We start from the raw sequence: 22,217 nt of genomic DNA, 5'->3' as shown, positions 1-22,217 counted from the left end.
CAAATCACAAGGGAGAACCTTATGTCTTCACGCAGAGAGTTGGCTAACGCGATTCGTGCACTCAGCATGGATGCGGTACAAAAAGCAAATTCCGGCCACCCCGGCATGCCAATGGGCATGGCAGATATCGCCGAAGTGTTATGGCGCGATGTCCTGAAGCACAATCCGAACAACCCGGCCTGGGCCGATCGTGACCGCTTTATCCTCTCCAACGGTCACGGCTCAATGCTGCTCTACAGCTTGCTGCATCTCACCGGCTACGATCTGCCGATGGAAGAGCTGAAAAATTTCCGTCAGCTGCATTCAAAAACCCCCGGTCACCCGGAAATTGGTTACACGCCAGGCGTGGAAACCACCACCGGGCCGCTGGGCCAGGGCTTAGCCAATGCGGTCGGTTTGGCGATTGCTGAACGTACGCTGGCGGCGCAGTTTAACCGTCCCGGTCACGACATCGTTGACCATCACACCTACGTGTTTATGGGCGATGGCTGTTTGATGGAAGGTATTTCGCACGAAGTCAGCTCGCTGGCCGGCACGCTCGGCCTTGGTAAACTGATTGGCTTCTACGATCACAACGGTATTTCCATCGATGGTGAAACCGAAGGTTGGTTCACCGATGACACCCACAAACGCTTCGAAGCCTATAACTGGCATGTGATCGGCAGCGCAGAAGGCATCGACGGCCACGATTCAGAAGCCATTGCTGCCGCAATTAAAGAAGCGCAAAGCGTCACCGATAAACCGTCGCTGATTATCTGCCGCACCACCATTGGCTTCGGCTCGCCGAATAAAGCCGGTAAAGAGGAGTCGCACGGCGCGGCGCTGGGCGAAGAAGAAGTGGCGCTGACGCGGCAGAAACTGGGCTGGCACTATCCACCGTTTGAGATCCCGAAAGAGATTTATCAGCAGTGGGATGCTAAAGAAGCGGGCGCACAGCGTGAGAAATCCTGGGATGAGAAATTTGCCGCGTATAAAGAGGCGCATCCCGAGCTGGCACAAGAGTTTAGCCGTCGTCTGAACGGTGAAATGCCAGCCAACTGGAACAGCGAAGTACAGAAGTTTGTTGAAGAGCTACAGGCTAATCCGCAAAAAATCGCCAGCCGTAAAGCATCGCAAAATACGCTGGAAGTGTTTGGTAAGCTGCTGCCGGAATTCCTTGGCGGTTCTGCCGACCTGGCGCCAAGTAACCTCACCATTTGGTCGGGCTCGAAATCGATCAAAGAGGATACTGCCGGTAACTACATTCACTACGGCGTGCGTGAGTTTGGTATGACGGCAATCGGTAACGGTATCGCCCATCACGGCGGATTCGTGCCTTATACCGCCACCTTCCTGATGTTCGTTGAGTACGCGCGTAATGCGGTGCGCATGGCGGCGCTGATGAAAGCGCGTCAGGTATTGGTGTATACGCATGACTCGATCGGCCTCGGAGAAGATGGTCCCACGCACCAGCCGGTTGAGCAAATTGCCAGCCTGCGCGTCACGCCAAACCTTAGCCTGTGGCGTCCGTGCGATCAGGTGGAAACCGCCGTCGCGTGGAAAGCCGCCGTTGAGCGCCATCACGGCCCAACGGCGCTGATTCTGTCGCGTCAAAACCTGCTGCAGCCGGAACGCAGCCAGGAGCAGGTGGCGAATATCGCGCGCGGTGGCTATGTGCTGAAAGACAGCGACGGTGCGCCGGAAGCGATCATCATCGCGACCGGTTCAGAGATCGAAATCGCGCTGGGCGCAGCGGAGAAGCTGACCGCTGGCGGCCATAAAATTCGCGTGGTTTCACTACCAAGCACCGACGTGTTTGATAAGCAGGATGCTGCCTATCGCGAATCGGTACTGCCATCCGGCGTGAAAGCGCGCGTGGCGGTGGAAGCCGGTATCGCCGATTACTGGTACAAGTATGTCGGTCTGGACGGCGCGATTGTCGGCATGACCACCTTCGGTGAGTCTGCACCAGCTGGCAAACTGTTCCCGGAATTTGGCTTCACCGTCGAGAACATCGTCAGCCACACCGAAGCCTTACTCAAGCCGCACTGATTGATTTGGCCCTGCGTCTTTTTGGCGTAAGGGCCATTTTTTGATCACAGCCTGATACAGAAAAAAATCCGCTCTGCCCTCTTCACGCCTCGCACAAACTGATTACTATAAGCTTTCCTCCGATTCTGATAGCGGACGCTTTCCCGTTGAAAAAACGTACCCCTTTTTTACTGGCCTTAATGGTTTCAGTGCTTCCATTAAAAAGCATGGCGCAGTCGTCGCCCGATCCGTTACTGGCTTCACAGATTGTTGATCGCTACGCCGAGCACATTTTCTATGGCAGCGGTGCCACCGGTATGGCGCTGGTGGCTATTGATGGTAACCAGCGCGTTTTCGCCAGCTTTGGTGACACGCGTCCCGGCAATAACGTGCGTCCACAGCCTGATTCCGTCATTCGTATCGCCTCGCTAAGCAAGTTAATGACCAGCGAAGTGATGGTGAAAATGGCCGAGCGTGGCCAGATTCGTCTTGACGATCCGCTGAGCAAATATGCCCCACCCGGCGCGCGCGTGCCGAGCTATAACGGACAACCGATTCGCCTGATTAACCTGTCCACGCACACCAGCGGGCTGCCGCGCGAGCAGCCGGGCGGCAAACCGCATCGTCCGGTGTTTGTCTGGCCAACCAAATCCGATCGCTGGCAGTGGCTGAGCGGTGCCGAACTGAAAGCGACGCCCGGCTCGCGCGCGGCGTATTCCAATCTCGGCTTCGATCTGCTGAGTGATGCGCTGGCCAAAGCGGCAGGCACGCCGTATCCGGCGCTATTGCAGCAATTAGTGACACGTCCGCTCGGTATGAAAGACACCACTTTTACGCCATCACCGGATCAGTGCCAGCGCCTGATGGTGGCGGAAAAAGGCGCCAGCCCGTGTAACAACACGCTGGCGGCCATCGGCAGCGGTGGCGTTTACTCAACGCCAGACGATATGGGGCGCTGGATGCAGCAATTCCTCAATTCCGCCGTGAATCACCGCACGCCACAAATCGATCGCCTGCAAACCCTGATTTACCGCCGTGACCAATTAACCAAAGTAGAAGGTATGGATGTGCCGGGGCGCGCGGATGCGCTGGGCATGGGCTGGGTATATATGGGACCGAAAGAGGGGCGTCCGGGGATTATTCAGAAAACCGGCGGCGGCGGCGGCTTCATCACCTATATGGCGATGGTGCCGCAGCACAACGTAGGCGTCTTTGTGGTGGTGACGCGTTCACCGCTCACGCGTTTCACCCCGATGAGCGATGGCGTCAACAATATGCTGACCGAACTGGTGGGGAATCAGTCCGGTTCACCTATGACAGTAAAAGCCATCCGCTGATGAGTGCCACAGATCGTAGCGGCGCAATTCATTGCGCGATAAATCGCGCCGCTACGGAATGTGCGATGATTGAATTCTGTGCATGACCGATCTCAACGCGATTGCACTGCATTCTGCGATTGGCTAACCCACAAGGTTGGCCAGTCATCACTGCTGTGCCATGCATCACAGGTTTTCTCCTCCGCATATTCCGCCAGCACAAACTCGTTGCCGTCAAATTGCCAGCGCGTTGCCACACCGCAATCTCCCAAGCCACGCCCTTTACTGAAGGTGTAGAGCAAGCCATTGCTGGCATCGAACTCCGCATTGACTAACTCCAGCTGATTATCGCTGCGGGAAGCGGGGGTGAATGGCAACGTTAAGCTCAGACCGCGCGCCACATAAGGCGCGCTACGCGTCACTTCAAATGCCAAATCGATAACGTTATAAGCGCCGGTTTCGCAGCTGACCAGCAGCAGCGCTTTGCTGTCGGTGAGCGGTGAGACACTCACTTCGCGCCGCAGCGGATCGAGCGAGCAGTTATCGGTATTTACGCGCCAGGTGCCGTAATCAATCAATCCGCTGGTCTCTTCCTGAGTCAACGGCGCAGGCGGCGGCAACGGCGTTGGGAGCAGCGGCAGTAGCGGCTGCGGCGGCACGTCCCACTGCACGCGATCGCCTCGTTTCACCCATGCGCTGGCACCGTTCACCCTGCCCTGCACATCATCCATCAACAGCAGCGCTGCCTTCATACCGCTGAGCGGAATGGTGGCATTAGCCTTGTAAGTTAATTGCAGATTTTGTGCATCCAGCGTTTGAGCCAGAAACTCGTCAATAGCGATGGCATTGCTGGTCGCGAGATGGTGAGGTTCTACCGTCCAGTGTTTCAGATCGGGCGTTAAACGGCGCTGATCGAGCAGCAGGTTATCTTTTAGCGGACCGCCCGGTAGCTCACCGCTGTAGGCGCTGCCGTAATCAATACGCAGCAGTGGACGATCGTTAACGCCAGCATGACGCGAGAGTGTCATCACCAGGCCGTTATCGCCGGGAAAACTGCGCGCCACGCAAAAAGCCGCATTGTTACAGGTCAGCTGCCAGTCAGAAAACGACTTTTGCAACGGTTCGGCCTGTACGCACGCGACAAAGAGGAAGGGCAATAAAAGCAGTAACTTCATCCAATACGACATTAAAAAAATCGGTCCCCAAATTCCTAGAAAGAAAATGATAGCGCAACGGGAACGCTGTCAGCAGGCCTAAACTGTGAGCCGGCCCTAAAAGCGGGGTTAACTGCTGCAAAAGCAGTCACCCTATGTCGATCGGGTACGGGATAACGCGATATCTCCATCATCCTTTTCGCACGATTAGTACTCAATCGGATTCGTCGGACAAATGATGCACCATCACAAAACGGTCAAATACACATAAACGGTCATAAGCGGTCATGGTAGCTTTATTTGCCATGGTCGGCATTCAACGCGCGTAGATAGCCAATTAAGCCATATGACGCTTATTGTTGTGACTCATGTCACTTATTTTTGATAACCAGACATCTCATTTACATAAAAAGCAGATCCAAATCACTCTACTGGGGTCAGGCATTTTGACGACTGCGGACTCGTGCGCAGCCCACACTTTCCTGCGGCACTATCCAGTAATTTATAACCATCGGAGGGAGTCATGTTGCCGATTGAAAGACAGCAGCGAATTATTGATGAATTAAATTTAAATGGTCGGGTCATTGTCGCTGAATTAGTCACGTTATGTCAGGTTTCACAAGAAACTATTCGGCGTGATTTAACTCAGCTGGAGAAACGTGGTCTGTTACAGCGCAGCCACGGAGGTGCGGTACCAGCAAAAAGACAGGCCGCCAACATTCAGGGAAATACAAGAGGTGTTAACGAGTATGATCTATCTTTCCGCCAGCGGGTAAATGAAAACGTCGATGCAAAGATGGTTATCGCCAAACGTGCACTCGATTTCATTAGCCCAGGGGATTGTATATTACTCGATAGCAGCACCACTTGCTGGTATTTAGCGCGACAGCTTCCGGATATTGAATTAACGGTGTTAACCAATTCAATCCGAATAGTGCAAACCCTTGCAGCACGCGGCAGCATCCGCACTATCTGCCTGGGTGGAGAATATTCAGACCGTTATGAAGATTTCCACGGCGTCGTCGCTGAGCAGCCGCTCAGAGAATTTCAGATTAACAAGATCTTTTTTTCCTGTAGCAGTTTAGGCAATGACGGTTATTTACGTGAAGGTAACGAAAACAACGCACATTTAAAACAACAGATGTTATTAGCAGCGGAAAGAAAGCATCTGCTGCTTGACGGAAGTAAATTCCTGCGGCCCTCATTCGCGCGTATTTGCCATTATCGCGATGTGGACTTCCTTATTACTGACCAATTAAAAGACAAAGAGCTGGAACAAGAATTAGCCTGGAACGGCGTCAATATTATTGATTGCTCCCAGCGCAGCCATTCTATGCAGCTAATAAAAAATTAAATCGGAGTCTTTATGAAAAAACATCTTATCGCCTGTTCCTTACTCGCCCTGTTCGCTGCCACCGGCGCACACGCCGCTGACAAATTACGCATGGGCATCGTGGTGAAAATTGGCGGTATTCCGTGGTTCAACGCCATGGAAGCGGGCATTAAGAGTGAAGCAGCCAAACGTGGCATTGACGCGTGGATGGTCGGTCCAACTGCCGCCGATCCGGCTTTGCAGGTGCGTGCGATTGAAGATTTGATTGCGCAGAAGGTCGACATCATTGGCGTGGTGCCGAATGATCCGAAAGTGCTGGAGCCGGTGCTGAAACGCGCGCGTGATGCCGGTATTGAGGTGATTACCCATGAATCACCGGATCAGAAAGGCGCGAACTGGGATTTCGAACTGGTGGATGCGTCAACGCACGGCATCAATCACATGAAAGCGCTAGCGCAATGCATGCACGAGGAAGGCAAATACGCCATGTATGTCGGCAGCCTGACGGTGCCGCTGCACCAACAGTGGACCGACGCCGCACTGAATTACCAGAAAGCGCATTATCCAAAAATGCAAATGGTTACCGACAAATTTGGCGTCGGCGAATCGCTGGACGACTCCATTCGCACCACCAACGAGCTGATGTCTAAGTACCCGGATCTGAAGGGCATTATGGCCTTCGGTTCACAAGGTCCAATTGGTGCCGGCCGTGCGGTGATGAACCGCAACAAGATTGACCAGGTATGCGTGATCGGTGCCTTCAGCCCTGGCCAGGGCGCATCGCTGGTGCAGCGCGGCGCCATCAAAGGCGGCTACATCTGGAACCCACAGACCGCTGGTGAAGTGTTTGTGCGTATCGCTGACATGATGCAGAAGAAAGAGCCCATCACCGACGGAATGACCATTGAGGGTTTAGGCAAAGTGAAAGTTGACGAGGCGACCCACACCATCCTCGGCAACAACACCGAAAGCCTGGACAAAGAGAATCTGCCAAAACTGGTGAAAATGGGGCTGTAATGATGAATGAGGTGATCCCACAGACGCTGATTGCGCTCGATAACCTGTCGAAAACCTTTGGTGGTAACCGCGCACTGAGCGATATCTCGCTGACCTTGCTGGCTGGCGAAGTGCATTGTCTCGCTGGCACCAACGGCTGTGGCAAGAGCACCTTAATCAAAGTCATCTCCGGGGTGCATGCCCCGGATAGCGGCAGCCGCATTACCCTTGGTGATGGGCAAACCTTTCCGCGTCTGACCACCCGTCAGGCGCGTGACTTCGGCATCCAGGTGATTTACCAGGATCTGTCGCTGTTCCCCAATCTCAGCGTGGCGGAGAACATCGCCTTCGAGCATAACCTGAATAGCCTGCTCGGCTGGCATCGCAAAGCCAAACTGCGTACCACGGCGCAGCGCATCATTGATGAATTGAAGTTCGAACTCGATCTCGACGCGAAAGTGTCGTCGCTATCGATTGCGCAGCGCCAGCAGGTGGCGATTTGCCGGGCGCTGGTGGCAGATGCGCGGCTGGTGATTATGGACGAGCCAACGGCATCATTAACGCGTACCGAAGTGAATCAGCTGCTGCGCACCGTGCGTTATCTGAAGGATAAAAACATCTGCGTGGTGTTTGTCAGCCATCGCCTGGATGAAGTACTGGAGATCTCTGACCGCGTCACGGTCATCCGCGACGGGCGCAAAATGGGCTGCTGGCCCGCCAAAGAGATGACGCCGCACCATCTCACCGAACTGATGACCGGCCTGAAGCTGGACTATCAGCTAAAAACGCCGACCCGCAATGACGATCGCCTGATTCTCGAAGTCGAGAAACTGACGCGCGCGGGCCAGTATCACGACGTTAATTTCAAACTCTATCAAGGCGAAGTACTCGGCCTGTGCGGCCTGCTCGGCTCCGGCCGCACCGAACTGGCATTGTCACTGTTTGGCATGACCAAACCGGACAGCGGCAAAATCTGGCTCGACAGCAAACCGGTGCGCTTCCGTGGCCATGAAGATGCGATCAAAGCCGGGATCGGTTACGTCTCCGAAGATCGTCTCACCCTCGGTTTGGTACAGCAGCAATCGGTGGCCGACAACATGGTGCTGCCGATCCTCGACAAGCTGCAGAACCGTTTTCACATCATTGATGAATACCGCAAGAACAAGCTGATTTTGCAGTGGATTCAGCAGCTCGGCGTGCGCGTTGCCGATCCCAATCTGGCGATCTCCACGCTTTCCGGCGGCAACCAGCAAAAAATTGTGCTGGCGAAATGGGTGCTGACCCAGCCGCGCATTTTGATTCTCGATTCGCCGACCGTGGGCGTGGATGTCGGCGCCAAAGCCAGCATCTATCAGCTGATTCATGCGCTGGCGAAGGAAGGTCTGTCGATCATTCTGATTTCCGACGAAGTGCCCGAGGTTTGGTACAACTGCGACCGCATCCTGCACTTCCGTGATGGCACCGTACATGCCGAATACCAACCCGATACCGTTGAGCAACACCAGCTGGCGGAGGTGATCAATGCCTGATTTTTCTCGTTTACGCCCGCACTCCAGCCAGGGCTGGCTCGCCTGGGTGCTGCTGGCTTTCATCCTGTTCTTCTCGATGGCCAGCGACCAGTTCCTGACGGTGCAAAACCTGCTGGATTTGGCGGAAAGCTATGCCGTGACAGGCATTTTCGCGCTCGGCCTGTTTGTGGTGCTGGTGACCGGCGGCATCGATATCTCCTTCGCGGCGGTGGCATCGGTGGTGCAGTACCTGATCGCCTCGCTGTTTGTGCAGTTCCAGTTTGATAACGCCGTGCTCAGCATCGTGCTGGCGGTGGTATGCGGCACGCTATTTGGCGTCATCAACGCCCTGCTGATTACCACGCTGCGCGTGGTGTCGATCATCATCACCATTAGCATGCAGTCGCTGCTGTTTGGATTGCTAATGTGGGCGACCGGCGGCAAAAGCCTCTACTCGCTGCCGGATTGGTGGATCACCCTGCGCAGCGTGCTGCCGTTCTCGTGGCAGGGCAACAGTTTTCAGGTTGGCCTACCGCTGGTGACCATGCTGGTGATTGCCGGATTGACCGCGCTGCTGCTGAACAAGACCAATCTTGGTCGCCAGCTGTATGCAGTCGGCGGCGATGCGGAATCGGCAAGGCGTATCGGGATTCGCGTGGGCCTGATTCATATTTTCGCCTACGGCTGGCTCGGTGCGATGGCGGCGATTGGCGGATTAGTGCAGGTCTATCGCATGGGTGAAGTGGTGCCGAACGCGCTGGTCGGCGGCGAGCTGGATGTGCTGGCCGCCACCGTTCTTGGCGGTGCCAGCCTGATGGGCGGCAAAGGTACGGTCAGCGGCACGCTGATGGGCGTCTTTCTTATCGCCATCCTGAAGAACGGCCTGAATCTGATTGGCGTCTCCAACTACTTCATGAACATCGTGGTAGGCGGCGTGATCATGGTGGCTATCGCCGTCACTCACTACAAAAAACGTAAAGAAACTGACGTCAGTTTCGTCTGACCGAAGGGGCAAAATATGAAATCACTCTCTGCTCTGCGTCCGGACGGCACCAATATCGGCCTGATGCTGCTGATTGCACTGGCGCTGGCGCTGTTCACCGTGATGTTGCCGGGGCGCTTTCTCACCGATTCAACCTTTATGAGTATGGCATTCCAGCTGCCTGAACTCGGCCTGCTAACGCTGGCAATGTTTATCGCCATTCTCAGCGGCGGGCTTAATCTGGCGATCATCGCCACCGCCAACCTGACGGCGCTGTTTATCGCCTGGACGCTGATGAGCGCCCTGCCCGCCGATGCGGGTACCGGCATGCAGCTACTGTGGCTGGTGATTGCGATCATCGGCGCAATGTTGATTGCGGCGGTGATCGGCGTGATAACCGGTGTGATGGTGACGCGTATCGGCGCACATCCGATTCTGGTGACGCTGGCCACGATGATGACGCTGAACGGTATCGGCATCTGGCTGACCAAAGGGGCGGCCGTCAGTGGAATGCCTTCGGTGGTGCAGGCGCTGGGTTCCAATACGCTGCTCGGCGTGCCGCTACCGCTGTGGGTATTTCTGATTGCCGCCGCGCTGCTGGCGCTGTTCCTCGGCAAAACCCGCGCCGGTAAATGCATCTACATGGGCGGCAGCAACATCAACGCCACCTGGTTCAGCGGCATTAATACCCATCGTATGGTGATTTTGGTGTACGTCATTTCCAGCCTGCTGTGCGTGTTAGCCGGATTGATCATGATGGCGCGCTTTAACTCGGCGCGTATGGGCTACGGCGACGCTTACCTGCTGCTGACGGTGCTGGCAATCATCCTTGGCGGCACCGATCCCAACGGCGGTTTTGGCCGCGTCACCGGCGTGGTGCTGGCGCTGATCGCGCTGCAAGTGCTCTCCACCGGTTTCAATCTGATGAATATCAGCCAGCACGTCAGCCTGGCGATGTGGGGCGCGGTGCTGATTGTGGTGCTGGCCTTCAAACACTTTAAAACCCGTTTTAACGAACATCGTGCCGTCAGACTCAGCAAGCTGGCCGCGGCACTTAACCCTTTGACCGAAAAAAAGGAAGTATGATGCGTATTCAAGTCTCCCCGTCGTTGATGTGTATGAATCTGATGGAGATCAAGCACCAGCTCGCCGTGCTGGACTCCCGCGCAGACTTTCTTCATATCGATATTATGGATGGCCACTACGTGAAAAATATCACGCTGTCGCCGTTCTTTATTGAGCAGATCCGCCCCTTCACCAAGGTGGCGCTGGATGTCCATTTGATGGTCGAGCAGCCCACCGATTTCATCGAAGTGATTGCCAAAGCGGGCGCCGATTACATCTGCCCGCACGCCGAAACCATCAACCGCGATGCGTTCCGCGTGATCAATCTGATCCGCAGCTTCGGCAAGAAAGTCGGCGTGGTGCTGAACCCGGCTACGCCGGTTTCGTTTATCCATCACTACATTCACCTGGTCGACAAGATCACCGTGATGACGGTCGATCCTGGCTATGCCGGACAGCCGTTTATTCCGGAAATGGTGCAGAAGGTGCAGGAGCTGAAAGCGCTGAAGCAGGCCAACGGCTATAAATACCTGATTGAAATTGACGGTTCCTGCAACACCCGCACCTATAACACGCTGGTCGGTGCGGGCGCCGAAGTGCTGATTGTCGGGACGTCTGGCCTGTTCAATATTCACGACGATTTGGAAACCGCCTGGAATATGATGCGCGAAAGCATTGATGAGGCTCAGGGATTGGCGCAGGTGTCGGCATGATACAACGCTGGCTCGGTATCGACATTGGCGGCACCGGCACACGTCTGCAACTGATGGAAGAAGGTCGCATATGGTCGAGCTTCCGCAAGGTGCCGACGGCCAGCTGGGCGCAGCAGCCCGATGCGTTAACCGCATTGGGTCAGTTAATCAGTGAAACCTTAGAGCAGCAGCCGGTCAGCGGCGTGATGCTCGGTTTACCCGGCATTCTCAGTCGCGATCGTCAGCAGGTGATTTCGCTGCCGTTTATTCAGGCTCTGGATCGTCAGCCCGTTGCTGCCATGCTCGCCGCGCGCCTTGGCGTGCCGGTGGCGATGGATAAAGATGTTAACCATCTGATGATGTGGGATTTGCTGCAGCTGGAGCAACTGCCAGACAACGCCGTGGGCTTGTATCCTGGAACTGGCATGGGCAACAGTTTATGGATCAACGGCCAGTTTTATCACGGTCAACACGGTGGCGCTGGCGAACTTGGCCATGTGCCGATTGCCGGTAACGATCTGCCCTGCCCGTGTGGCAATCACGGCTGCGCAGAAACGGTCACCTCAGGCCATTGGCTGAGCCGCTGGGCGGCCGCTAACGTGCCAGAAACCGGCATGTCGGCGCTGTTTAGCCAGCACCGCGACCATCCGGAATTGCAGGCCTTTGTGCAGCGGCTGGCGCAACTCATTGCTACTGAGATGAACATTCTCGATCCGGAATACCTGATTCTTGGCGGCGGTGTGTTGGCAATGGCTGACTTCCCGCTGGCGCAATTGCGTAGCCAGATTCAGCAGCATTTACGACCGCCCGCCACACGCGATGGCCTGAAGATCGTGTTTAGCCAATCCACCGACCACACCGGTTGCCGCGGGGCCTGTTTAGCTGCAGAACGTCTGTTCAGGAGTGCATGATGAAAGGAAAAGTGTGTGTGTTTGGCTCGTTTAACCTCGATGTGGTGGCGGTGATGAACCGCTTCCCGATGCCCGGCGAATCGCTCACCGCCCATAACAGCATGATGGGGCCTGGCGGCAAAGGCGCGAACCAGGCCACGGCCGCATTGCGTGCCGGTGCTCGCGTGCACTACATCGGTAAAATTGGCAATGACGACTTCGGCATGTTTGCCCGCCGCCATCTGGAAAAAACCGGCTTCGATGCGATCACCTTGTTTACCTGCAAAGAGAAACCCACCGGCAACGCGCTGATTTACGTTGCGGGTGACGATGCTGAGAACATGATTTCGGTCTATCCTGGCGCCAACACTACCGTCACCGCCGCCGAAGTGACGCGCTGTCAGCCTACCGTTGCCGCCGCGGATATTTTGCTGGTGCAGCTGGAGAACAACCTCAGCGCCATTCAGCGCATGATCGATAACGCTTGTGCTGGCGGCACTTTTGTGATTATGAATCCGGCACCGTGGCAGAAAGTGAGTGATGCGCTGCTGGCGAAAGTGGATCTGCTAACGCCGAACAGCACCGAAGCGATGCAGCTCAGCGGCGTGAAAGTGACCGACTTCGCCAGCGCGCAGCGCGCGGCAGAGGTGCTGCACCGCAAAGGCGCGCGTCAGGTGATCATCACGCTGGGAACCTCTGGTGCCTTGCTGTCGGTTGCAGGCCAAGCACCACTGCGCATTCCCCTGTTCCCGGCGCAGCCGCTGGATACCACCGGCGCGGGCGATGCGTTTAATGGTGCATTAGCGGCCCGTCTGGCTTCCGGTGACGAACTGACACAGGCGGCGCTGTTTGCCGCGGCCTATGCTTCACTGTGCGTGGAGCGTTCTGGTGCAGCGCACTCAATGCCTTCGTATGCCGAAGCGCTGGCAAGATTGCAGGCGTATCCGGAATGTGTCCCGGAAACGTTGGGAGAGTGTGTTTGATGTCGTGCGTGAATGATTTGGTCGCCATGAATGGCGACCCTACGATTAAAACGCGCACGCTGTAAGGTCGCCATGAATGGCGACCTGGCCGAAATTTACGCCTGCAACCAACCGGCGATCTGCGCGTGCTGCAGCAGCATAATGGCTTTACCGTCGCGGATGCGGCCATCTTTCACCATCATCAACGCTTCCGGGAAACTCAGCTCCAGCACGGTAATCTCCTCATCCTCAACGCCGCCGCCTGTCGTGGCGCGCTGCGCATCGGTATATTCTGCCGCAAAGAAGTGAATCAGTTCCGTTACGCCGCCCGGTGACATATAGGCTTCGAAAATCTTCTCTACTTTCCCCACCTGGTAGCCGGTCTCTTCAATCGCTTCTTTACGAATGCAATCTTCCGGCGAATCGTCATCCAGTAATCCTGCACAGGTTTCAATCAGCTCGCCGCTGGTATTGCCATTGACATAGGTGGCGATGCGGAACTGACGTACCAGCAGAACGCTATTCTTTTCAGTGTTATACAGCAGGATGGTCGCACCATTACCGCGGTCGTAAACTTCGCGTTTATGGCGTACGACTTCGCCATTGTTGCGGGTGAGTTCGTAGGTGTAGTTGCGCAGCACAAACCAGTTTTCTGATAGCAACTTATCTTTGATGATGTTGATCTTTAACGACATAGCCGCTCCACTGCTCATTTGAGGGAGCCTGAGATAATAGGCCGAAGCGGCGGGGAAAACTATCTGAATTGTGAGGTTGGTCGTTTGATAAAACCAGGTCGCCATAAATGGCGACCCTACGTTGAGACGTACCCCGATGTAGGGTCGCCATTCATGGCGACCGGTTTACCCATTAAAAACCGTTCGGTTGCTCTTTCATATCCGGCAAATGGTGCGCAATGCCTTTGTGGCAATCGATACAGGTTTTTCCCTCTTCAATGGCCTTGCTGTGCATCTTCGCCGCCACGGTTTTCTGCGCGGTGAAATCCATATAATCGAAGTTGTGACAGTTTCGACACTCCTGCGAATTATTGTTTTGCATCCTGCGCCACTCATTGCGTGCCAGCTCAATACGGTGCTCCTCGAACTTCTTCGGCGTATCAATCAGGCCGAAAATCTTGGCATACACCTCTTTACTCGCCTGCAGCTTACGCAGCATTTTCGGGCCCCATTCGTGCGGCACGTGGCAATCTGGACAGGTGGCACGCACGCCGCTGCGGTTGTTGTAGTGCACCGTCTGCATATATTCCTGATAGACGTTGTTGCGCATTTCATGGCAGCCAATACAGAACTGCTCGCGGTTGGTCATCTCCATTGCGGTATTGAAACCGCCCCAGAAAATAATCCCGCCGGCAAAACCCGCAATCAGCAGCGTGCCCAGCGCCAGACGGCTGGGACGTCGCCACCAGCGCCAGATGCGCAGAAGTTTCTCTTTCATTTATTCCTCACTTACCGAAGCCGTCAGCCGGTTTGAAGGTGTTTTCTACCACCGGTTTGGCATCGGTTTGCGGCACGTGACACTGCAGGCAGAAATAGCGACGCGGCGAGACGGTGCTGCTGACCTGGCCATCGCGATCGGTGAAGTGCGTAGGACTGACGCGCGGCGCACCGGTGGTGAGATAGCTCTGCGTACCGTGGCACTGCAGGCAGCGGTTAACGTTTTTCGTCACCTGATAGCCATCCACGCTATGCGGGATCACCGGCGGCTGGTTCACGTAGTTGAGGGGTTTACGGCTCTGCTCTTTGGGCTGATGAATGGTGCCCTGCTGCGTGGCCGTCACTTCCGGTGACTGATTAAGATCGACGCCGTTATTAGCGTAAACCGTGCCGCCCAGCATCAGGGCGGCCAACGTAACGAATGTGATTAAGGGTTTCATTGCATCCTGCCTTAAATTTTAACCAGCTTGACGGCGCATTTTTTGTAATCGGTCTGCTTCGACAGCGGATCGGTAGCGTCCAGCGTGACGTTATTTGCCAGCACGCCAGCATCGAAGAACGGCATAAACACCAGTCCTTTTGGCGGCTGATTACGACCACGCGTCTCGACGGTAGCAAGGGTTTCACCACGACGTGACATTACGCGCACTTTTTCACCGCGACGGAAATCGCGGTCTTTAGCATCCAGCGGATGCATGTAAAGCAACGCCTGCGGCACCGCACGATGCAGCTCCGGCACGCGGCGCGTCATGGTGCCGGTGTGCCAATGCTCCAACACGCGACCGGTACAGAACCACAGATCGTACTCATCGTCCGGTGATTCCGCCGGGGCTTCATATGGCAGAGCGAAAATGGTCGCTTTGCCATCCGGCTTACCGTAGAAACGCACGCCTTCGCCAGCTTTAACATAGCTGTCGTAGCCTTCGCGATAGCGCCAGCGCGTCTCTTTGCCATCCACTACCGGCCAGCGCAGACCGCGCGCCTGATGGTAAGCATCGAACGGCGCGAGATCGTGGCCGTGGCCGCGACCAAAGCTGGCATACTCTTCGAACAGACCTTTCTGGATATAGAAGCCGAACTCGCGCGCTTCATCATTCAGCTGGTCATCCGCCACTTCGCTCAGCGGGAACTGATTGACCTGGCCGTTGGCGTACAGCACGTCAAACAGCGTTTTATCATGCAGTTCTGGATTCTGCGCGATCAGCGCTTGCGGCCAGACTTCAGCAACCTTGAAACGTTTGGAGAAATTCACCAGCTGCCATAGGTCGGATTTCGCCTCGCCCGGCGCTTTCACCTGCTGATGCCAGAATTGCGTACGACGCTCGGCGTTGCCGTAGGCGCCCTCTTTCTCCACCCACATGGCGGTTGGCAGAATCAGATCGGCTGACAGCGCGCTCACGGTTGGGTAAGGATCGGAGACCACGATAAAGTTGCGCTCATCACGCCAGCCTGGCATACGCTCCTGCGTCAGGTTTGGCCCGGCCTGCATATTATTGTTACACATCACCCAATAAGCGTTGAGCTTGCCATCTTTTAGCGCGCGATCCTGCGCTACCGCATGCAAACCGATTTTGGCCGGTACGGTGCCCTGCGGCAGCTTCCACAATTTCTCCGCCGTGGCGCGGTGTTTGTCATTGTTGACCACCATGTCAGCCGGTAAACGGTGTGAGAAGGTGCCCACCTCACGTGCCGTACCGCACGCCGACGGCTGGCCGGTGAGCGAGAATGGACCGGTGCCCGGACGCGAGATTTTGCCGGTTAGCAAGTGCAGGTTGTAACACAGGTTGTTCGCCCACACGCCGCGCGTATGCTGGTTGAAGCCCATGGTCCAGTACGACACCACGTTGACTTTCGGATCGGCGTACAGCTCAGCCAGCGCGATCAGCTGATCCTGCTCAACGCCGCTCATGGCACTGGCTTTTTCTACCGTGTATTCCGAGACGAATTTGGCAAACTCATCAAAGCTCATCGGCGTCGATTCGCCGCTGTCGGGATTTTTCGCCGAGGCCTGACGCGGATCGGTTGGACGTAAACCGTAACCGATATCGGTGACGCCTTTACGCAGCGTGACGTGATTCTGCAGGAAGGTCTTATCGACCTTGTTGTTCTTAATAATGTAGTTGGCAATGAAGTTGAGGATCGCCAGATCGCTCTGGGGCGTGAATACCATACCGTTATCAGCCAGCTCGAAGCTGCGATGACGGTATGTCGACAAGACCGCGACTTTGACATTGTCACTGCTCAGACGGCGTGCGGTGATGCGCGACCAGAGAATCGGGTGCATCTCCGCCATGTTGGAGCCCCACAGCACGAAAGCATCGGCCTGCTCAATGTCGTCATAGCACCCCATCGGCTCGTCCATGCCGAAGGTGCGCATAAAGCCCACCACCGCCGATGCCATGCAGTGACGCGCATTCGGATCGAGATTGTTGGTGCGGAAACCGGCTTTCATCAGCTTGGACGCCGCATAGCCTTCCCATACCGTCCACTGGCCAGACCCGAACATGCCGACCGAATCCGGGCCGTTGGCTTTCAGCGCCGCTTTGAACTTCTCTTCCATAATATCGAAGGCTTGATCCCAGCTCACCGGGGTGAATTCGCCGTCTTTAGCAAATTTACCGTCGGTCATGCGCAGTAGCGGCTGAGTCAGACGATCTTTTCCATACATGATCTTCGGCAGAAAATAGCCTTTGATGCAGTTTAATCCACGATTCACTTCTGCCTGCGGGTCGCCCTGTGAGGCCACCACACGGCCATCCTGGGTGCCAACCAGCACGCCACAGCCGGTACCGCAGAAGCGGCACGGTGCTTTTTCCCAGCGAATCGGCGATACCAGCGAGGTCGCGGCTTTAGTGACGGTGGGAATAGTGAGTCCTGCAGCCGTTGCAGCTGCAGCCGCAGCATTGGCCTTCATAAAATCACGACGACTTATGCTCATGATGCTTCCTTACAAGGTTCTTCAATTTCGTCTTGCTGGTGATAAACCAGCGATACCGCCAACACATCGGGAATGTTGCGGCTCTCTTCAATATTGCGTAGCAGGGCGGCGCTATCTGCCGCACCGAGCGTGACGGCCAGGGTGCCGCGCGCAGCGTCTTCGGCCGCGATGTCACAATCTGCAAAGGCCAGCAGCGCGTCTTTTACGGCAGGTATGGACGCAGGCCGCGCCTGAATCACCAGGCCGCAGACGTGCCAACTTTTTTCATGGTTCATGGTGTAATCCTGTGGCTGAAACCGGGCAAGGCGCAATGCAGGCGCCACAGCCGGTGCAATGCTGCGGCAGGGTTTCAGGCTGTGCGACACCGTTGGGCATCAGGTGGAAACGAATCGCTTGCTGTTCGCAGCTCTCCTGGCAACTGCGGCAGTTGACGCCAAGAAAAGTGATGCAGCGGTTATCAATGCGAATGCGCTGTGAAAAGGGCTCCGTTTCACGGGCATGGAACAGCGGCTGTGGGCAGGCTTCGGCGCAGGCGCCGCAAAAAGTACATTCGCCCTGTCGAAAATCGAGCTGGGGTATTTCTCCGCGGCTAAGCCGGACGATCTGCGTTTCGCAGGCCGTAACGCATTTGCCACAGCCATCACAACCGCTCTCCCCCCGCCACCAGGGTAAAGGGATGCCGTCAGCAGGCGCTACGCGCTGCCCGGTAAAAAGTTCGCGTCGCGACAACGCCATCGGTTCACCTTAAACGGGGAGAAAGAGATGGTGCGTAAAATAGCCTGACATTAATGAGGGCTATATCACCCGAAAGGTGTAAATCCCGACGTCGGATCAAGTGAAGGGGAATTGAAATAAAAACGGGGGCCAAAAGGCCCCCGGAGATGAGAATCGCTAACGTTAACGCGCGTTATCGTCCGCCAGCTTATGCGGTGCATCATCCTGATCGTCAGCATGATGTTCATGCTCTTTCATGGCTTCGGCATTGACGCGTTTACGCACGCCAAACCAGCCAAGGATCAGCACCACGGCAATCAGTGGAATCGAGGCAATGGTGTACGTGCCGTTGGGATAATCGAACGCCATCAGCACTAAAACGCTCACAAGAAACAGCAGCGTTAGCCACGAGGTGAACGGCGCCCAGGGCAGCTTGAAGCTGACGTCCTCCGCTTTGCCCTCTTTAATCGCTTTGCGCAGACGCATCTGGCACACCACGATGAAGCCCCACGACGAGATGATGCCGAGTGATGCCACGTTCAGAACGATTTCAAATACCTGTGAAGGGACGTAATAGTTCAGCACCACGCCGATGACGTAGACGGCGATGGTCACCAGGATGCCGGCGAACGGTACCTGCTGCTTACTCATCTTCGACATAAACTGTGGCGCAGAACCGCCCATCGACATGGAGCGCAGAATACGTCCGGTGGAATAGAGGCCCGAGTTCAGGCTCGACAGTGCGGCGCTCAGCACCACAATGTTCATCACGCTTCCGATATAAGGCACGCCCAGCTTGGAGAAGAACGTTACAAACGGACTTTGCCCCGCCTGGTAGGCATTCCACGGCAGCAGCAGCACTAGCAGCACGACTGAACCGACGTAGAACAGGCCGATACGCCAGATCACGCTGTTGATGGCTTTCGGCAGCATGGTTTTCGGGTCTTTACACTCTCCCGCCGCGGTCCCCACCAGCTCAATTGAGGCGAAAGCGAATACCACGCCCTGCACCAGCACCAGCGCGGGCAGCAAGCCATGCGGGAAGAAGCCGCCGTTATCGGTGATCAGATGGAAACCGGTGGTGTTGCCGTCCAGCGGTTTACCGGTACCGAGGAACACCACACCCACGATCAGGAACACCACGATAGCCAGCACTTTCACCAGTGCGAACCAGAACTCCATCTCGGCAAACCACTTCACGCCGATCATGTTCATGGTACCGACAATCGCCAATGCGCCAAGGGCAAACACCCACTGCGGCACATCGCCAAACGCGCCCCAATAGTGCATATACAGCGCGACCGCGGTGATATCGACGATACCGGTCATTGCCCAGTTTACGAAGTACATCCAGCCTGCCACGTAAGACGCTTTTTCCCCAAGGAATTCACGCGCATAAGAGACAAAACTGCCGCTGGAAGGACGATGCAATACCAACTCGCCCAACGCACGGAGGATAAAGAAGGAGAATATACCGCACACCAGATAAACCAATGCCAGTGCTGGACCGGCCATTTGCAGGCGCGCGCCAGCACCGAGGAACAGACCGGTACCGATGGCACCGCCGATGGCGATCATCTGTACCTGACGGTTACCCATCGCTTTGTGGTAACCGCTGTCGTGGGAGTTGAGCCAGCGTCTTTTCGCAGCGCGTTGTTCGGCTGCGGTTTTTTTAATTGATTTCATAGCTATCCTGTTTGTCCTGACCATCAATCACCGCCTAACCAAACGATTGCGTATGGCGGTGCGAAATGGGGTAAAACCCGGTGCCACAGCGGCGGAACGATGTCACGTGGCGGGGCGGGAATTTACGGCGATGAATCCTACCCGTTCTGCAAGAACGAAGCAAAAAATACCGCCAGGCTGCACGAGTTGAATTGTAATAATCCGTCGCGGTGCACAAAAAAACCGGCCAGAGGGCTGACCGGTAAAGGGATGGCTACAGGGATAACTACTGGAGGGAATTAACGGTAAATCTCTGCGGTACCGCTCCACAGGCTTGAATCACCTGGGGTTTGCAGGCCAATAACGCGATAGCTGCTGGCACCCTGCTCTTGCGCTTTTTGCGACAGATGGCGCGTTGCATCATCCAGCGAACCGCGCACACCGCTTATAGAAACGGTGCCTGCGCTTTGCAGGTTTTGCGCTTGCGCGGCACTTAACGGCTCAGCCGCCAGCGTCGAGAAACTGGCGGTGGCCAGCAGTGCGGCGGTCAGAATGGCATAACGTGTCTTCATGAGATGCTCCGGTTGTCTTCCATTGGTTAAGCGTTACGAAACTCATTATCACGCAGGGAATGAAAACCAGGTTGAGCATGGGGTAAAGGCGTTTAATAATTCGCCAGCTAAGCGCGGATTATCCAGGGAAAGGTAAAGAGAAATGGTTTTCTCTGCTAAAAGTAACCTGATGTGTCGAAATCAACCTCGCCGTCACTGCGCTGCTGCCCTATAATCCCCCGCTCTTAAAAGGGTTATTATTGTGATTGTGAAACGTCCCGTTACTCGCACTATTGCCCGCGCATTGGGCATGATTGTGCTGCTGTCGCTGTTGACCTCCGGACTGGCGCTGATGACGCTCTCCAGCAGCCTGCGCGATGCTGAAGCCGTAAATGTTGCCGGTTCGCTGCGTATGCAGATTTATCGTCTCGCATGGGATAGCGCGCGCGATCCGCAACAATTGGCACATCACATGGCGCTCTACCAGCAAACGCTGGAATCCCCGGCATTACAACATCTGGAACGCCCGTGGGTACCGCTGGAAGTCAGCAGTCGCTATCGTTATCTGCGGGATAGCTGGCCGATGTTGCAACAAACGCTGCAGCCTGAACGTGCACAAGTTTATCAGCAACATGTCGCTGGCTATGTCAGCGAAATCGACCGTTTTGTGCTGGCGGTGCAGCATTACGCCGAACTGAAAATGCACCTGGTGGCGGCCAGTAGTTTGTTTGGCTTTTTAGCTATTGTCGCGCTGGCGCTATCGACGATTCGTTTTATTCGCCGCAATGTGGTGCGTCCTCTCAATACGCTAGTGACCGCCAGCCACTCTGTCGAGCAGGCGAATTTCACCTTTCCCGCCCTGCCGGTGGAACAGCCAAATGAACTTGGCGTACTGGCGCAGGCATTTACTACCATGGCGGAACGCCTGCATTCCCACTATCGCCTGCTGGAGTGCGCGGTGCGGGAGAAAACCGAAGATCTCACTCAGGCCAACCGCACGCTGTCACTGTTATATGAAAGCTCACAAATCCTCACCAGTAGCCCACCCAATCCAGAACTGTTTCAGGGTTTGCTACGGCTGGTGCAGCGCCGTGAAGCGCTGACGGTGCTGCAAATTACCAGCGAAGGTATTGAGTTTCAGGCGGGTGTGGCGGCGGACGACCTCAGCTGGCAGCGTCTCGCCTTAATGCAGGAAGATCAGACCTTAGGTGAATTGCGCTGGCAAACTCGCCGCGCCCCCCCGGCCGACGAGTTAATGCAGAGCCTGGCGAATATGCTGGCTCGTGCGCTGTGGATCTGGCAGACGCAAAAACAGTATCAACAGATGCTGTTAATAGAAGAACGCGCCACCATCGCGCGCGAATTACACGACTCGCTGGCCCAATCGCTCTCCTTCCTGCGCATCCAGCTGGCGCTGCTGCGACGTAATGTTGATGGCACTCAGCCCCAGGCGCAGGCGATTATTGCCGATTTTGATCGCGCGTTGTCAGAAGCTTATCAGCAACTGCGCGAGCTGCTCACCACCTTCCGTCTGACTATTGAACAAGCGGATTTGGTTCAGGCGATGCAGGCGATGATCGCACCGCTGCAAGAGCAGTCGCAGGCGGTAATCGAGTTCGATTATCAACCCGGTCTGCAAATGCTCGATGCCCAGCAGCAGGTGCATGTGCTGCAGATTGCACGCGAAGCGCTGTTGAATGCTATTCGCCACGCACAGGCGCAGAATATTCATATTCGCTACCAGCGTGTCGCTGATGAGGACCACCTGCTGACTATTGATGACGATGGCTGCGGCATTCCTAGCCTTGAAGAGCCGCCGGGACATTACGGCCTGACCATCATGGCAGAACGCGCCGCACGGCTTTCCGGTACGCTATCGATCACCCCGCAGACGCAAGGTACGCGCGTCACGCTGCGTTTTCCGCCGCGTCCAGCGCACCGGCTGAGTTAACAATGAGCATGAGATCGCCATGCATGGCGACCCTACAAA

At 55.8% G+C, this 22,217-nt stretch carries 20 protein-coding genes; 11 read left to right on the top strand and 9 right to left on the bottom strand.

Annotation, left to right across the window (positions count from 1 at the left end; translation table 11 throughout):
- Nucleotides 1-21: 21 nt before the first annotated feature.
- Together tkt and ampH are read left to right on the top strand one after the other, a co-directional pair.
- Nucleotides 22-2,031: a transketolase gene (gene tkt / locus CRO19_RS14760; protein ID WP_097096494.1), complete on the top strand. Its 2,010-nt coding sequence runs from the start codon at nucleotides 22-24 to the stop codon at nucleotides 2,029-2,031.
- 146 nt (nucleotides 2,032-2,177) lie between these two features.
- On the top strand, nucleotides 2,178-3,347 hold the full coding sequence (ampH, locus tag CRO19_RS14755; RefSeq protein ID WP_097096493.1) for a D-alanyl-D-alanine-carboxypeptidase/endopeptidase AmpH: 1,170 nt from the start codon (nucleotides 2,178-2,180) through the stop codon (nucleotides 3,345-3,347).
- Between the two features lie 92 nt (nucleotides 3,348-3,439).
- Here ampH and CRO19_RS14750 read toward each other — a convergent pair whose 3' ends face one another.
- Nucleotides 3,440-4,513 (bottom strand): DUF1176 domain-containing protein, encoded by a 1,074-nt coding sequence (locus tag CRO19_RS14750; protein ID WP_097096492.1) that lies wholly within the window; start codon nucleotides 4,511-4,513, stop codon nucleotides 3,440-3,442.
- Between the two features lie 490 nt (nucleotides 4,514-5,003).
- Here CRO19_RS14750 and CRO19_RS14745 point away from each other — a divergent pair, with 490 nt between their 5' ends.
- The 8 genes from CRO19_RS14745 to CRO19_RS14710 are packed head-to-tail and all read left to right on the top strand — an operon-like array spanning nucleotide 5,004 to nucleotide 12,929.
- A complete protein-coding gene (locus CRO19_RS14745) occupies nucleotides 5,004-5,834 on the top strand; it encodes a DeoR/GlpR family DNA-binding transcription regulator (protein WP_097096491.1) in 831 nt (276 codons plus the stop codon).
- Between the two features lie 12 nt (nucleotides 5,835-5,846).
- A complete protein-coding gene (locus CRO19_RS14740) occupies nucleotides 5,847-6,830 on the top strand; it encodes a substrate-binding domain-containing protein (protein ID WP_097096490.1) in 984 nt (327 codons plus the stop codon).
- Nucleotides 6,831-6,832: 2 nt separating this feature from the next.
- Nucleotides 6,833-8,338 carry an ATP-binding cassette domain-containing protein gene (locus tag CRO19_RS14735; RefSeq protein WP_097097669.1) on the top strand — a complete coding sequence of 502 codons (1,506 nt, stop codon included), beginning with the start codon at nucleotides 6,833-6,835 and terminating at the stop codon, nucleotides 8,336-8,338.
- Nucleotides 8,331-9,320, top strand: a complete 990-nt coding sequence (locus CRO19_RS14730; RefSeq protein ID WP_097096489.1) for an ABC transporter permease — start codon at nucleotides 8,331-8,333, stop codon at nucleotides 9,318-9,320. Before CRO19_RS14735 ends, CRO19_RS14730 begins: the two co-directional genes overlap by 8 nt.
- Nucleotides 9,321-9,335: 15 nt before the next feature.
- Nucleotides 9,336-10,385 carry an ABC transporter permease gene (locus CRO19_RS14725; protein WP_097096488.1) on the top strand — a complete coding sequence of 350 codons (1,050 nt, stop codon included), beginning with the start codon at nucleotides 9,336-9,338 and terminating at the stop codon, nucleotides 10,383-10,385.
- Nucleotides 10,385-11,077, top strand: a complete 693-nt coding sequence (gene alsE, locus CRO19_RS14720; RefSeq protein ID WP_097096487.1) for a D-allulose 6-phosphate 3-epimerase — start codon at nucleotides 10,385-10,387, stop codon at nucleotides 11,075-11,077. The genes CRO19_RS14725 and alsE overlap by 1 nt, the downstream gene beginning before the upstream one ends.
- Nucleotides 11,074-11,967 carry an allose kinase gene (gene alsK / locus CRO19_RS14715; protein WP_097096486.1) on the top strand — a complete coding sequence of 298 codons (894 nt, stop codon included), beginning with the start codon at nucleotides 11,074-11,076 and terminating at the stop codon, nucleotides 11,965-11,967. The genes alsE and alsK overlap by 4 nt, the downstream gene beginning before the upstream one ends.
- Nucleotides 11,967-12,929, top strand: coding sequence for a ribokinase (locus tag CRO19_RS14710; RefSeq protein ID WP_097096485.1), 963 nt, complete (start codon nucleotides 11,967-11,969; stop codon nucleotides 12,927-12,929). The genes alsK and CRO19_RS14710 overlap by 1 nt, the downstream gene beginning before the upstream one ends.
- Before the next feature lie 95 nt (nucleotides 12,930-13,024).
- On the opposite strand, the gene nudK is transcribed toward CRO19_RS14710, so the two are convergent.
- The 8 genes from nudK to CRO19_RS14670 form a co-directional block, all read right to left on the bottom strand.
- Nucleotides 13,025-13,603, bottom strand: a complete 579-nt coding sequence (gene nudK, locus CRO19_RS14705) for a GDP-mannose pyrophosphatase NudK (RefSeq protein ID WP_097096484.1) — start codon at nucleotides 13,601-13,603, stop codon at nucleotides 13,025-13,027.
- A gap of 172 nt (nucleotides 13,604-13,775) precedes the next feature.
- Nucleotides 13,776-14,360 (bottom strand): cytochrome c-type protein NapC, encoded by a 585-nt coding sequence (gene napC, locus CRO19_RS14700; protein WP_097096483.1) that lies wholly within the window; start codon nucleotides 14,358-14,360, stop codon nucleotides 13,776-13,778.
- A 7-nt stretch (nucleotides 14,361-14,367) separates the two neighbouring features.
- Nucleotides 14,368-14,799: a nitrate reductase cytochrome c-type subunit gene (gene napB / locus CRO19_RS14695; protein ID WP_097096482.1), complete on the bottom strand. Its 432-nt coding sequence runs from the start codon at nucleotides 14,797-14,799 to the stop codon at nucleotides 14,368-14,370.
- An 11-nt stretch (nucleotides 14,800-14,810) separates the two neighbouring features.
- A complete protein-coding gene (gene napA, locus CRO19_RS14690) occupies nucleotides 14,811-17,297 on the bottom strand; it encodes a nitrate reductase catalytic subunit NapA (RefSeq protein WP_097096481.1) in 2,487 nt (828 codons plus the stop codon).
- On the bottom strand, nucleotides 17,294-17,572 hold the full coding sequence (locus CRO19_RS14685; RefSeq protein ID WP_097096480.1) for a chaperone NapD: 279 nt from the start codon (nucleotides 17,570-17,572) through the stop codon (nucleotides 17,294-17,296). Before CRO19_RS14685 ends, napA begins: the two co-directional genes overlap by 4 nt.
- Nucleotides 17,562-18,032, bottom strand: coding sequence for a ferredoxin-type protein NapF (gene napF / locus CRO19_RS14680; protein WP_097096479.1), 471 nt, complete (start codon nucleotides 18,030-18,032; stop codon nucleotides 17,562-17,564). The genes CRO19_RS14685 and napF overlap by 11 nt, the downstream gene beginning before the upstream one ends.
- A 162-nt stretch (nucleotides 18,033-18,194) precedes the next feature.
- A complete protein-coding gene (gene ansP, locus CRO19_RS14675) occupies nucleotides 18,195-19,697 on the bottom strand; it encodes an L-asparagine permease (RefSeq protein WP_097096478.1) in 1,503 nt (500 codons plus the stop codon).
- Between the two features lie 278 nt (nucleotides 19,698-19,975).
- Nucleotides 19,976-20,248, bottom strand: coding sequence for a YdgH/BhsA/McbA-like domain containing protein (locus CRO19_RS14670; RefSeq protein ID WP_097096477.1), 273 nt, complete (start codon nucleotides 20,246-20,248; stop codon nucleotides 19,976-19,978).
- A gap of 241 nt (nucleotides 20,249-20,489) precedes the next feature.
- Between CRO19_RS14670 and narQ the strand changes: the two genes are divergently transcribed.
- The gene (gene narQ / locus CRO19_RS14665) at nucleotides 20,490-22,178 is read left to right on the top strand and encodes a nitrate/nitrite two-component system sensor histidine kinase NarQ (protein WP_097096476.1); all 1,689 of its coding nucleotides are present in this window, start codon (nucleotides 20,490-20,492) and stop codon (nucleotides 22,176-22,178) included.
- Nucleotides 22,179-22,217: the final 39 nt, after the last annotated feature.

The organism is Candidatus Pantoea floridensis (assembly GCF_900215435.1).
Lineage (GTDB): Bacteria > Pseudomonadota > Gammaproteobacteria > Enterobacterales > Enterobacteriaceae > Pantoea > Pantoea floridensis.
This window is presented reverse-complemented; position numbering and strand designations above follow the sequence as displayed.

What these genes read in the sequence shown, in the direction of transcription:
- tkt (WP_097096494.1), top strand. Translation starts at nt 22, where the DNA reads ATGTCTTCACGCAGAGAGTTGGCTAACGCGATTCGTGCACTCAGCATG.
- napC (WP_097096483.1), bottom strand. Translation starts at nt 14,360, where the DNA reads ATGAAAGAGAAACTTCTGCGCATCTGGCGCTGGTGGCGACGTCCCAGC.
- napF (WP_097096479.1), bottom strand. Translation starts at nt 18,032, where the DNA reads ATGGCGTTGTCGCGACGCGAACTTTTTACCGGGCAGCGCGTAGCGCCT.
- CRO19_RS14710 (WP_097096485.1), top strand. Translation starts at nt 11,967, where the DNA reads ATGAAAGGAAAAGTGTGTGTGTTTGGCTCGTTTAACCTCGATGTGGTG.
- napA (WP_097096481.1), bottom strand. Translation starts at nt 17,297, where the DNA reads ATGAGCATAAGTCGTCGTGATTTTATGAAGGCCAATGCTGCGGCTGCA.
- CRO19_RS14730 (WP_097096489.1), top strand. Translation starts at nt 8,331, where the DNA reads ATGCCTGATTTTTCTCGTTTACGCCCGCACTCCAGCCAGGGCTGGCTC.
- CRO19_RS14725 (WP_097096488.1), top strand. Translation starts at nt 9,336, where the DNA reads ATGAAATCACTCTCTGCTCTGCGTCCGGACGGCACCAATATCGGCCTG.
- CRO19_RS14740 (WP_097096490.1), top strand. Translation starts at nt 5,847, where the DNA reads ATGAAAAAACATCTTATCGCCTGTTCCTTACTCGCCCTGTTCGCTGCC.
- alsK (WP_097096486.1), top strand. Translation starts at nt 11,074, where the DNA reads ATGATACAACGCTGGCTCGGTATCGACATTGGCGGCACCGGCACACGT.
- ansP (WP_097096478.1), bottom strand. Translation starts at nt 19,697, where the DNA reads ATGAAATCAATTAAAAAAACCGCAGCCGAACAACGCGCTGCGAAAAGA.
- CRO19_RS14685 (WP_097096480.1), bottom strand. Translation starts at nt 17,572, where the DNA reads ATGAACCATGAAAAAAGTTGGCACGTCTGCGGCCTGGTGATTCAGGCG.
- alsE (WP_097096487.1), top strand. Translation starts at nt 10,385, where the DNA reads ATGCGTATTCAAGTCTCCCCGTCGTTGATGTGTATGAATCTGATGGAG.
- CRO19_RS14735 (WP_097097669.1), top strand. Translation starts at nt 6,833, where the DNA reads ATGAATGAGGTGATCCCACAGACGCTGATTGCGCTCGATAACCTGTCG.
- nudK (WP_097096484.1), bottom strand. Translation starts at nt 13,603, where the DNA reads ATGTCGTTAAAGATCAACATCATCAAAGATAAGTTGCTATCAGAAAAC.
- napB (WP_097096482.1), bottom strand. Translation starts at nt 14,799, where the DNA reads ATGAAACCCTTAATCACATTCGTTACGTTGGCCGCCCTGATGCTGGGC.
- CRO19_RS14670 (WP_097096477.1), bottom strand. Translation starts at nt 20,248, where the DNA reads ATGAAGACACGTTATGCCATTCTGACCGCCGCACTGCTGGCCACCGCC.
- CRO19_RS14750 (WP_097096492.1), bottom strand. Translation starts at nt 4,513, where the DNA reads ATGTCGTATTGGATGAAGTTACTGCTTTTATTGCCCTTCCTCTTTGTC.
- CRO19_RS14745 (WP_097096491.1), top strand. Translation starts at nt 5,004, where the DNA reads ATGTTGCCGATTGAAAGACAGCAGCGAATTATTGATGAATTAAATTTA.